Here is a 1,201-nt window from a genome sequence, read left to right as displayed (position 1 = left end):
CGGGTGCTGCGGGGGTTGGTGGTGCGGGGGCTGCGAGGTCTCGGCGGGTATTGCGGCCGGTTGCTGGGGGCCGGGGCTGGTCATGCACCTCTCCAGGAGATTGTCACGGGCGCGAACATTCTCCCAGGCTTTCCGGCAACGGCCCATATCTTTGTTCGCCGACCGCCTCCCTCACCTGGCCGGAAACGGGCCTGGTGACGAACTCCACACCCAGCGGCGGCGCGAAACGCCCCGCGTACGCTGCGCCCATGACGCAGGAACACCAGCGAAACCAGCAGCACCACGGCGACCGCGGCGCGTCCGCCCCGGTCCCCCGCCCCAGCACCGCGGTGGTCACCGGCGCCGGCTCCGGCATCGGGCGGGCCGTCGCACTGGAGCTGGCCGAAGCGGGCTGGTCGGTGGCGCTGGCGGGCCGCCGGCGCGCGGCGCTCGAGGAGACCGCCGCACTCGCCGGCAGCGGCGCGACCACCCTGTGCGTGGCCACCGACGTCACCCAACCGGCAGCGGTCACCGCCCTCTTCGAGACCGTGGCCGACGCCTGGGGGCGACTCGACCTGCTCTTCAACAACGCGGGCACCTTCGGGCCGGCCACCGCGCTGGAGGACCTCTCCTTCGAGCAGTGGCGCAACGTCGTCGACGTCAACCTGCACGGCGCCTTCCTGTGTGCGCAGGGCGCCTTCCGGCTGATGAAGCGCCAGCGCCCCAGGGGAGGCCGCATCATCAACAACGGCTCCCTGTCCGCCCACACCCCGCGCCCCGGCTCCCTCGCCTACACCACCACCAAGCACGCCGTCACCGGCCTGACCAAGTCCCTGTCCCTCGACGGCCGCCCGTACGACATCGCCTGCGGCCAGATCGACATCGGCAACGCCGCCACCGAGATGACCGCCGCCATGGCCCGGGGCGTCCCCCAGGCCGACGGCACCCTCGCGGCGGAACCCACCATGGACGCGGGCGACGTCGCGCGCACCGTCCGCCACATGGCCTCCCTCCCCCGGGAAGCCAACGTCCAGTTCGCGACGGTGATGGCCACGAAGATGCCCTACATCGGGCGGGGCTGAGCCGCATCCGGCCCGCACACGCCGCGGTGGAAACCTGAGGCCGAGATCACGTTCCTCGGCCCGTCCCGGCTGTGGCCTCCCCGGGCCCCGGCGCAGCAGACTCGGCGCGCAGCGATTCCGTGAAGGAGCCCCACCGTGAC

1 protein-coding gene is annotated in these 1,201 nt (G+C 72.9%); it reads left to right on the top strand.

Features of this window, described 5'->3' with window-relative positions; all coding sequences use genetic code 11:
- The first annotated feature begins 248 nt into the window (after window positions 1-248).
- The gene (locus AB8Z75_RS34750) at window positions 249-1,061 is read left to right on the top strand and encodes an SDR family oxidoreductase (RefSeq protein ID WP_369209100.1); all 813 of its coding nucleotides are present in this window, start codon (window positions 249-251) and stop codon (window positions 1,059-1,061) included.
- The last annotated feature ends 140 nt before the right edge of the window (window positions 1,062-1,201 follow it).

This window comes from Streptomyces sp. PU-14G (assembly GCF_041028275.1).
Classification (GTDB): Bacteria; Actinomycetota; Actinomycetes; order Streptomycetales; family Streptomycetaceae; genus Streptomyces.
The sequence above is the reverse complement of the archived record's forward strand: the minus strand, read 5'-3'. Positions and strand labels throughout refer to the sequence as shown.